The sequence below is a fragment of the Flavobacterium sp. UBA5153 genome (assembly GCA_002413745.1).
GTDB lineage: Bacteria > Bacteroidota > Bacteroidia > Flavobacteriales > Flavobacteriaceae > Flavobacterium.
In genome coordinates this window covers 90,683-101,308 of sequence record DHXP01000057.1, presented here as the reverse complement: position 1 = coordinate 101,308, position 10,626 = coordinate 90,683, and the positions used below count along the sequence as shown (strand labels likewise).

The window sequence follows — 10,626 nt, the reverse complement described above, 5'->3', positions numbered from 1 at the left end:
ATCGCTATTTCAGGACGGGACAAAGAATAAAGAGAAAAGATGCCACACTGAAATGTTTGGCATTTTTTTTAACACCTTGTGAACTTTGCGCGTCATCCTGAGGTATGTTTTTTTTACAAAAAAAGCAATATAAAATACGCATTATGAATTAAAACCACTCCTAACTCCCCTCTCGAGAGGGGTTGGGGGTGTGTTTTTCAAAACACTGTTGTTCAATACATTAATAAAAAACGTCAATGGTAGTTTGTCGAAGGACTTCGTGTCTTTGTGGTTAAAAAACTTTAAAGTAACTTTGCCCAACAGCAAACTATAAACAACAAACAACAAACCGTCTTGACAACACAACAACTTATAGACCAAATCAAAATCAAAAAATCGTTTCTATGCGTAGGATTAGATGTTGATTTGAATAAAATTCCACCCCATTTATTGGAACTCGAAGACCCGATTTTCGAGTTCAACAAAGCAATAATCGATGCGACACACGATTTGGCGGTGGCTTACAAACCCAATATCGCTTTTTATGAAGCTTATGGAATAAAAGGCTGGATTTCATTGCAAAAAACCATCAATTACATCAACGAAAATCATCCTGAAATCTTCACGATTGCCGATGCCAAACGCGGTGATATTGGAAACACTTCATCAATGTATGCCAAGGCTTTTTTCGAAGATTTGAATTTTGACAGCGTGACTGTTGCGCCTTATATGGGAAAAGATTCCGTGGAACCTTTCTTGGCTTTCGAAAACAAACACACGATTATGTTGGCTTTGACTTCAAATGAAGGGGCTTTTGATTTTCAAACGCTGAAAGTTGACGGAAAGGAATTATACAAACAAGTATTGGAAACTTCTAAAACTTGGAAAAATTCCAAAAACCTTATGTATGTTGTTGGCGCCACCAAAGCCGAATATTTCACAGAAATTCGCAAAATTGTCCCTGATAGTTTCTTGCTCGTTCCAGGTGTTGGAGCGCAAGGCGGAAGTCTTTCGGAAGTTTGCAAATACGGAATGAATGCGAATGTTGGATTGTTGATTAATTCTTCAAGAGCGATTATTTACGCTTCAAAAGGTACTGATTTTGCCGAAAAGGCTAGGGAAGAAGCTTTGAAAATGCAACAGGAAATGGAAGGGATTTTGAAGGTTTATTAAACTTTCTTTTTTTTAAACACATAGACACATAGGTTTTGTTGATTTTATAAGGCGTTTCACTTCGTTAAAGTTAATCATAGTTATGTGAAACCAAGAATTGGTCTATCTCATTCTTTTTTCTATGTTACTATGTGTTTAGTTTTTTTAAATTATTTGCAATACCTTTTAAATATCATAAAATGAAAATTTTATTCGTGAATTCGTGGCTGAAATTTTTCTACATTGCAGCGAATTAAATTTGTTAAATAAAGAAATAATGACAAAACGAGATTTTTTTAGATTGATTATTAAACTTTTCGGACTTTATTCAGGATTGCTATCTGTTTTCACTGTTATACCAAATAATATTACGAATGTATTGTTTCAATTTGATGTTACTATGTTGTTATTTATCATTGGAACTACACTTGTAATTATTCTCCTTTTTTTATTTTTAATTTTCAAAACAGATTTTATTATTGATATTTTAAAATTAGATAAAGGTTTCGAGGATGATAGAATTCAATTTGAAAATCTTAATAGTGAGAGCATAGTGAAAATTGCTATTTTTTTAATTGGGGGTTTCCTGATTATTGATTATTTGCCCAATTTTCTAAATTATACTTTGCAAGCTTTCAGAAGTAAAGTTCAAAGTTCTGAATATTCAAACATCCCTGTTAATTATTTTAATTGGATTGTCAGTGGAATTAATATTCTCCTTGGCTATATTTTAATCACAAACTATAAAGTAATTGCCAATTATTTGGATAAAAAATAAACTTTGATAAACTACACCCTATACAAAAACGAAAATAGTGATCAGTGGGTGACTTTTGTTCACGGCGCTGGCGGCAGTTCGTCTATTTGGTTCAAGCAAATTCGGGATTTCCAGAAATCATATAATGTTTTGTTGCTGGATTTGCGTGGTCACGGAAATTCAAAACCCACACTAAAAACTGCTTTTAAACAAAAATATACCTTCGAGTCGATTGCCAACGATGTTTTGGAAGTTATTGACCATCTAAAAATCGAAAAATCGCACTTTGTCGGGATTTCGCTAGGCACTATTCTTATTCGACAATTGGCCGAAATGCATCCGGAACGCGTGCAAAGCATGATTCTTGGTGGTGCGATTCTAAAAATGAATTTTCGTTCACAAATCCTGATGAAATTGGGGAATATGTTCAAATATATATTGCCATATTTGGTTTTATACAAGTTCTTCGCCTTTGTGATTATGCCTAAAAAAAGCCATAAACAATCGCGATTGCTTTTTATCAATGAAGCCAAAAAATTGTACCAAAAAGAATTTATTAAATGGTTCAAACTTACTGCTGAAATCAATCCCGTGCTGAAGTGGTTTCGCCAAGTGGAATTGAATATCCCAACGCTTTACGTGATGGGAGAAGAAGATTATATGTTCTTGCCATCGGTGCGACAAGTAGTCGAAAAACATTATAAATCTTCAGAGTTGTTTGTTATTGAACAATGCGGACATGTGGTCAATGTAGAGCAACCAGCCATTTTTAATAGTGCAGTTTTATCTTTTATTGGTTTGATGAAATAAAAAATTGCCAACATTTTTACATGTTGGCAATTTTATTAACTAACCAAAACCAAAATAATAAATAACCAGTTTATTACACTACAAAGATCATATACTTTTCGGCTTATTGCTGTTAAGATTTTGTTATTAGTTTGTTGTAAATAAGTTAAGTTTTTTCCTCACAATAGATATATTTTAGGATTTTTATAGAATGAGTTTGGAATAACCTTTTTGTTTTTATAACATTGTAAGCCAGGTAGTTATTGTTTTGTGCCTTTTTTAAAGCATTTCAATAAAGTACTTTAACTTTATTGGCCTGACAAAAAAAAATGCCGACATCCTAAAATGTCGACAAACTTTTTACTAACCAAAACCAAAATAATAAATAACCAGTTTATTACTCTGCAAAGATCATATACTTTTCGGCTTATTGCTGTTAAGATTTTGTTATTACTTTGTTGTATATAAGTTAAGTTTTTTTAACTTTATTCTTTTATTTTTAATAAGTGGTTTGATTTGAAATTCAGGCATTTAAAAGTAATGGACTTTATACCTCTTATCGTTTTATTTCCTTTCGTAAAAAGCATCATAATAGATTTAACACTATCAAAAATTAATAACATCAGTTTATTTATTTATAAGTGCGTTGCCCTTGATAAAAACTATTAAATTCTACAATTATGAAATCGCCATTGAAAATAAGTTTGTTGCAAACAAACACCGATAAATAAAAGGCGATACCATATATGACCGCTAACAAATAAATTTTACATATATGAAATCACACAAAAAATTGACAACAGCCTCTGGAAGACCTTATGTGGAAAATGAAAATTCGCAATCTGTGGGTCCGCGTGGGCCATTATTGTTGCAGGATTATATTCTTCACGAAAAAATGGCTCATTTCAATAGGGAGCGAATTCCGGAAAGAGTGGTACATGCAAAGGGTTCCGGAGCTTTTGGAACTTTTACCGTGACGCACGATATTACTAAATATACCAAAGCCAAAATCTTTTCTGAATTGGGAAAAGAAACAAAAGTCTTGCTTCGATTTTCAATTGTTAGCGGCGAAAAAGGTTCTGCCGATACGGAGCGTGATCCAAGAGGTTTTGCCATGAAATTTTATACCGAAGACGGGAACTGGGATTTAGTAGGCAATAACACCCCCGTTTTCTTTATCAAAGACCCTAAAAAGTTCGGGGATTTTATACATACCCAAAAACGAGATCCGCATACCAATTTAAAATCACCTGTAATGATGTGGGATTATTGGTCACTGAATCCCGAAAGTTTACATCAGGTTTTAATATTAATGTCAGATAGGGGCACTCCTTACGGTTATCGCCACATGAATGGTTACGGCAGCCATACCTATTCGATGATAAATGAAGGTAACGAACGGGTTTATGTAAAATTCCATTTTAAAACTGCTCAAGGCATCAAGAATTTTACCAATGAACAAGCGGCAGAAATGAAGGCGCACGATATGGATTTTTCTCAAAGAGATTTATTTGATAATATCGAAGGAGGAAACTTTCCGAAATGGGATTTAAAAATCCAGGTTATGACTGAAGCCGAAGCCGGAGCCCAAGATTATTACTTTAATCCTTTTGATTTGACCAAGGTTTGGCCTCACGGAGATTTTCCATTGATAGACGTTGGTGTTTTGGAATTGAATCAAAATCCCCAAAATTATTTTCAAGATATAGAGCAAGCTGCTTTTGCCCCAGCCCATGTCGTGGATGGAATTGGCTATTCTCCAGACAAAATGTTGCAAGGCCGTTTATTGTCCTATCCCGATGCCCAGCGGTATCGTTTGGGTACCAATTACGAGCAAATTCCGGTAAATAGAGGCCCTTTTGCCACCAATAATTACCAAAGAGATGGACAAATGCGGGTCGATGGGAATGGCGGTCAAAACCCAAATTATTTTCCCAATAGTTTTGATGAAATCGAAGTTGACCAGTCTTATAAAGAACCGCCATTGCCTATCAATATTCATTTTGCCGATTGGTATGACAGAAATTGCGAAGGCGAAAATGACCATTATTCCCAACCTGGAAAATTATTTCAAATTATGACGCCAGAGGAACGAAACAATACGATTCACAATATAGTTAAATCGATGTCAGATATTCATGGGCCAAAAAAAGATGAAATCGTAAATCGCCAATTGTCACATTGGTATAGAGTTGACGGTCGTTTAGGTGCCGGAATTGCCGGTGGATTGGGAGTAGAAGTAGAAATGGAACAGCAATAATTTTTGAATAACCTGAATTCGATTAATGCACTATAATTTATACGATTGTTAACGAGGGAATTAGATTTTTTTGTGAAAATCCTGCAAGGTCTTTTTTGACCTTGTAGGTATGAAAACTCTAGTCAAAACACCTGCAAGGTTTTTAAAACCTTGCAGGATAGAAATTAATAAATTATATCTTTATTAATCAGTGCCTTAATAATCGAATTCAGGTTAATAGATTACTTAATTTTTGAGGTTTCAGTTCCCTTTTCTTTGGAGAGGGCAGGGGGTGAGGATTTTAATAAAACACAACCGTTTTATTGTCATAAACCATCGTTTTTCGTTCAGCATGGAGTTTTATGGCTCTTGCCAAAACAATTCGTTCTAAATCCCTGCCTTTCATAATAAAATCGTCAATGGAGTTGATGTGCGAAACGCGAGTGATGTCTTGCTCAATAATAGGTCCTTCGTCCAAGTGTTGCGTAACATAGTGGCTAGTGGCCCCAATGATTTTTACGCCTCTTTTAAAAGCCGAATGATAGGGTTTGGCGCCAGGAAAAGCAGGCAAAAACGAATGATGAATGTTGATGATTTTGTTTTCGTAGAGCGCAATTAAACTAGGGGTGATGATTTGCATATAACGGGCCAAAACCACAAAGTCTATTTCGTGTTTTTTGAGCAATTCTATTTGTTGTTTTTCGCCTTCTTCTTTGTTTTCCTTGGTAAAAGGAATGTAGTAAAAAGGAATATTAAAACGTACGGCAATAGGTTTTAAATCTTGGTGGTTGCTAATAATTAAAGGAATTTCAACATTCAGTTCATCTGCACTGTAGCGTCCCAAAATATCGAATAAACAGTGGTCATATTTCGAAACAAACAGTGCCATTTTCGGCTTTTGGTCTTTGGTGTAAATCTCCCATGACATCCTGAAATTATCCGCAATGGTTTGTTGGAAATCTTCTTTTATGCTTGTAAGCCTTATATTTAAATTGGCGAATTCGCACTCGAGACGCATAAAAAAGACGTTTTGTTCCACATCGACATGTTGGTCGATATAAATAATATTTCCTTCCACTTTTAGAATAAAATTGGTTACCGCGGCAATAATTCCTTTTTGGTCTTTACAATGAATAAGTATGGTAATTTTTTGCATAAAATTTAATTTGGAAGCAATTTAATACTGTTTTACTAAAATTTGTTATAAAACCTAAATTACTTTTTGTCTTGCAGTGCAAAGACTTTTTGTAATAAGAAGGAAGTTCTTGCATTCAAATTTGTTCTGATATTTTTTTCTTCGACAGCAATCATTTTAAAAACGCCTACCATCGCTTGATTGGTTACATAATCAGTCAAGTCAGGATTCACTTTTTTCACGAATGGGATGCTGTTATACTTATTAATGATGTTTGTCCAAACCTGATCAGCTCCAACTTTGTTAAATGAATTTTTTATTACGGGATTAAATTTTCCGTATAAAGCAGTCGAAGTAGTGTTTTGTAAATAACTCGTTGCCGAATTTTCATTTCCCATCAAAATGGTTTTGGCATCAGTAAAAGTCATGTTTTTTACGGCGTCAACAAATATGGGAGTAGCCTCCTTTACCGCATCTTCGGCAGCACGATTGAGTACTTTTAGTCCTTCATCGGCCAAGGAACTAAGTCCAATTCTTCTCAAGCTTGAATCTACTTTTTTTAATTCGTCTGGCAGCACTATTTTCACGGCTTCATTCTTATAAAAACCATCGACAGCCGTCAATTTGGTCACTTGTCTAGAAATACCGTTGTTCAATGCTTCCTTCAATCCGCCCGAAATATCTATGCCTCCTATATCTTGCGTCTGTGGCAATTGATTTATAACCTGTTGCATTTCGATGTAACTGGAAAGAGGAAACACTAACAGTAACAATAATATTTTTTTCATTCTAAATATTTTTATAAGTTTACTTCGTCTGTTCGTCCTACGGCTCGGGTCAAAAATACTACTTATTCAATAATAAAGCATAATTTTATTTGGGAACAAAAACTTTAGAATGACGCTAATTCTAAAATTCGTTGCTTTTTTACCAATAAACAAAATCGATAGTAATTGATTATTAAAAATAATCGTAAATTGCGGTGTTAAAATTATCATATTCATAAAATGGAAGTAGTAAAACCTTATATCCCTATTAATAAAGTGAGAATTGTAACTGCCGCATCACTTTTTGATGGTCACGATGCAGCCATCAATATTATGCGAAGAATAATTCAGGCCACTGGAGTTGAGGTCATTCATTTAGGACATGATAGAAGTGTCGAGGAAGTAGTGAATACCGCCATTCAAGAAGATGCCAATGCTATCGCCATGACCTCTTATCAAGGCGGACATAATGAGTATTTCAAATATATGCATGATTTGCTAAAAGAAAAAGGGGCAGGGCATATCAAGATTTTTGGCGGTGGTGGTGGAGTAATTCTTCCAAGTGAAATTGCCGAATTGCAAGCCTACGGAATTACAAGAATTTATTCGCCGGATGATGGCCGAGCGATGGGACTGCAAGGAATGATAAATGATTTGGTGCAAAAATCCTCCCCCAACCCCTCCGAAGGAGGGGAGTTAGTTGCCAATACTATAAATCATAATACAGATGCATCTAGTCTTATAGAATTAGGAAAGGAAGGTGTTTTGAAAAGTTTGCAAAATAAAAATGTAAACACAATTGCTAGATTAATTTCACTTGCCGAAAATAATCCTGATGATTTTCATAAAGTCTTTAGCCCACAAATAAAGTATAATGTTGCTAACTCCTCCCCTTCGGGGAGGTTGGGAGGGGATATTCCCGTTCTAGGTATTACGGGAACTGGTGGTTCCGGAAAATCGTCTTTGGTAGATGAATTAGTGCGTCGTTTTTTAGTCGATTTTCCAACAAAAACCATCGGAATAATTTCTGTAGACCCGTCAAAACGAAAAACGGGAGGCGCATTGCTTGGCGACAGAATCCGGATGAATGCCATCAACAATCCTAGAGTTTATATGCGTTCCTTGGCAACACGACAATCTAATTTGGCCTTGTCTAAATATGTCGCCGACGCCATTCAGGTTATTAAAGCGGCAAAATATGACCTAATTATTCTTGAAACTTCGGGCATTGGACAATCAGATACAGAAATTACGGAACATTCCGATATTTCCCTTTATGTAATGACGCCCGAATTTGGCGCAGCAACCCAATTGGAAAAAATAGATATGCTCGACTTTGCTGATTTGGTGGCAATAAATAAATTTGACAAACGCGGTTCACTCGATGCTTTGCGTGACGTTAAAAAACAATACCAACGCAACCATAATCTTTGGGATACGGATTTAGACAAATTACCTATTTTCGGGACAATCGCTTCCCAGTTTAACGATCCCGGAATGAATACCTTGTACAAGGCAATAATGGATAAAATTCACGAGAAAACAGATTCCAATTTGAAATCTACTTTTGAAATCTCTCACGAAATGGGTGAAAAGATCTTCGTGATTCCGCCACACAGAACGCGATATTTATCGGAAATTGCAGAAAGTAACAGAAAATATGATGCAACGGCTTTGAGCCAAGATCAAGTTGCCCAAAAATTATACGGTATTTTCAAAACGATTGAATCAGTATCCGGAAAAATACCTGAATTGAACAAGTCAGGAATTAATGATGATTCTGTTTTACCAAGTGCTTTGGAACTCGAAAAACCGGGTGTTGCCGAAGATAGAATTTTTCTCAATTTATTATTGAATCAGTTCGACAAGGTAAAAATGGATTTGGATCCTTATAATTGGGAAATAATTTTGACTTGGACTGAAAAAACAAATAAATACAAAGAGCCATTTTACACTTTCAAAGTTCGAAATAAAGAGATCAAGATTGAAACTCACACCGAATCGCTGTCCCATTCCCAAATCCCGAAAATTGCCTTGCCAAAATATCAGGCTTGGGGCGATATTTTACGTTGGAACTTGCAGGAAAACGTGCCGGGCGAATTTCCATTTACCGCAGGATTGTATCCTTTCAAACGAGAAGGCGAAGATCCATCGCGCATGTTTGCGGGCGAAGGTGGACCGGAACGAACCAACAAACGGTTCCATTATGTGAGTGCCGGTTTGCCTGCAAAACGCCTTTCGACTGCTTTTGACAGCGTAACTTTATACGGAAATGATCCACACATTCGCCCTGATATTTATGGAAAAATAGGGAATGCAGGAGTTTCTATTTGTTGTCTGGACGATGCCAAAAAATTGTATTCAGGGTTTGATTTGGTCGATGCAATGACTTCGGTGAGTATGACGATTAATGGTCCGGCACCAATGATGTTGGGCTTTTTTATGAATGCCGCCATTGATCAGCGATGCGAAATTTACATCAAGGCTAATCATCTTGAAGATTCAGTTGAAGAAAAAATCAATGCGATTTACAAGAAAAAAGGAACGGAACGTCCGCATTATCAAGGCGATTTACCAAAAGGAAACAACGGTTTGGGATTGATGCTTTTGGGCGTGACCGGAGACCAAGTTTTGCCTTTGGATGTTTATAACGAGATAAAAGCAAAAACACTTTCTAAAGTTCGTGGAACGGTTCAGGCGGATATTTTAAAAGAAGACCAAGCACAAAATACCTGTATTTTTTCTACGGAATTTGCTTTGCGCCTGATGGGAGACGTTCAGGAATATTTTATTACAAATAAAGTGAAAAATTTCTATTCGGTTTCAATTTCAGGTTACCATATTGCCGAAGCGGGAGCGAACCCAATTTCACAATTGGCATTCACGCTTTCCAATGGTTTCACCTATGTGGAATATTATTTGAGCCGCGGAATGAAAATTAATGATTTTGGACCCAATTTATCGTTCTTTTTCTCGAACGGGATTGATCCGGAATATGCGGTAATAGGTCGCGTGGCAAGAAAAATTTGGGCGAAAGCCATGAAAAATAAATATGGTGCCAATGAAAGGGCACAAATGTTGAAATACCATATTCAAACTTCAGGTCGTTCACTTCACGCACAGGAAATTGATTTTAATGATATTCGCACGACTTTGCAGGCTTTGTATGCTATTTATGACAACTGCAATTCCTTGCATACCAATGCCTATGACGAAGCAATAACAACTCCAACGGAAGAAAGTGTGCGTCGAGCAATGGCCATCCAGTTGATTATTAATAAGGAATTAGGTTTGACCAAAAATGAAAATCCAATTCAAGGTTCGTTTATTATCGAAGAATTGACCGACTTGGTCGAAGAAGCCGTTTTGCGGGAATTTGACAGAATTAATGAGCGTGGAGGAGTTCTTGGCGCAATGGAAACAATGTATCAAAGGAGTAAAATCCAGGAAGAAAGTTTGTATTATGAAACCTTGAAACACACGGGGGAATTTCCCATTATTGGTGTGAACACTTTCTTGAGTTCGAAAGGTTCACCCACAATTATTCCTGCCGAAGTGATTCGTGCCACCGAGGAAGAAAAAAAATACCAAATCACGATGTTGGCTAATTTGCACCGATCCAACCAGGATGAGGTAAACGAGCATTTAAATACTTTGCAAGAAGCGGCGATTAAGAATGAAAACTTATTCGCATATTTAATGGAAGCCACCAAGGTTTGTTCTTTGGGACAAATCACAAGTGCCTTGTTTGAAGTTGGTGGACAATATAGACGAAATATGTAAGCAGAGAACCATTTTCTTGCATCGC

General features: G+C 36.1%; 7 protein-coding genes. 5 read left to right on the top strand and 2 right to left on the bottom strand.

Going from position 1 to position 10,626, the window contains the following annotated elements:
* The first annotated feature begins 333 nt into the window (after positions 1-333).
* From pyrF to B2145_RS11245, 4 genes are all read left to right on the top strand, one after another.
* A complete protein-coding gene (gene pyrF / locus B2145_RS11260; protein WP_291102250.1) occupies positions 334-1,152 on the top strand; it encodes an orotidine-5'-phosphate decarboxylase in 819 nt (272 codons plus the stop codon).
* 256 nt (positions 1,153-1,408) lie between these two features.
* Positions 1,409-1,909: a hypothetical protein gene (locus tag B2145_RS11255; protein WP_291102248.1), complete on the top strand. Its 501-nt coding sequence runs from the start codon at positions 1,409-1,411 to the stop codon at positions 1,907-1,909.
* Between the two features lie 3 nt (positions 1,910-1,912).
* Positions 1,913-2,698: an alpha/beta fold hydrolase gene (locus B2145_RS11250; RefSeq protein ID WP_291102246.1), complete on the top strand. Its 786-nt coding sequence runs from the start codon at positions 1,913-1,915 to the stop codon at positions 2,696-2,698.
* A 754-nt stretch (positions 2,699-3,452) separates the two neighbouring features.
* Positions 3,453-4,937: a catalase gene (locus B2145_RS11245; protein WP_291102244.1), complete on the top strand. Its 1,485-nt coding sequence runs from the start codon at positions 3,453-3,455 to the stop codon at positions 4,935-4,937.
* 280 nt (positions 4,938-5,217) lie between these two features.
* On the opposite strand, the gene purU is transcribed toward B2145_RS11245, so the two are convergent.
* Positions 5,218-6,072 carry a formyltetrahydrofolate deformylase gene (gene purU / locus B2145_RS11240; protein ID WP_291102242.1) on the bottom strand — a complete coding sequence of 285 codons (855 nt, stop codon included), beginning with the start codon at positions 6,070-6,072 and terminating at the stop codon, positions 5,218-5,220.
* Between the two features lie 59 nt (positions 6,073-6,131).
* Positions 6,132-6,839, bottom strand: coding sequence for a DUF4197 domain-containing protein (locus tag B2145_RS11235; RefSeq protein ID WP_291102240.1), 708 nt, complete (start codon positions 6,837-6,839; stop codon positions 6,132-6,134).
* 219 nt (positions 6,840-7,058) lie between these two features.
* On the opposite strand from B2145_RS11235, the gene B2145_RS11230 reads away from it, so the two are divergent.
* Complete coding sequence (locus B2145_RS11230) at positions 7,059-10,601, top strand: methylmalonyl-CoA mutase family protein (protein WP_291102238.1); 3,543 nt, start codon at positions 7,059-7,061, stop codon at positions 10,599-10,601.
* Positions 10,602-10,626: the final 25 nt, after the last annotated feature.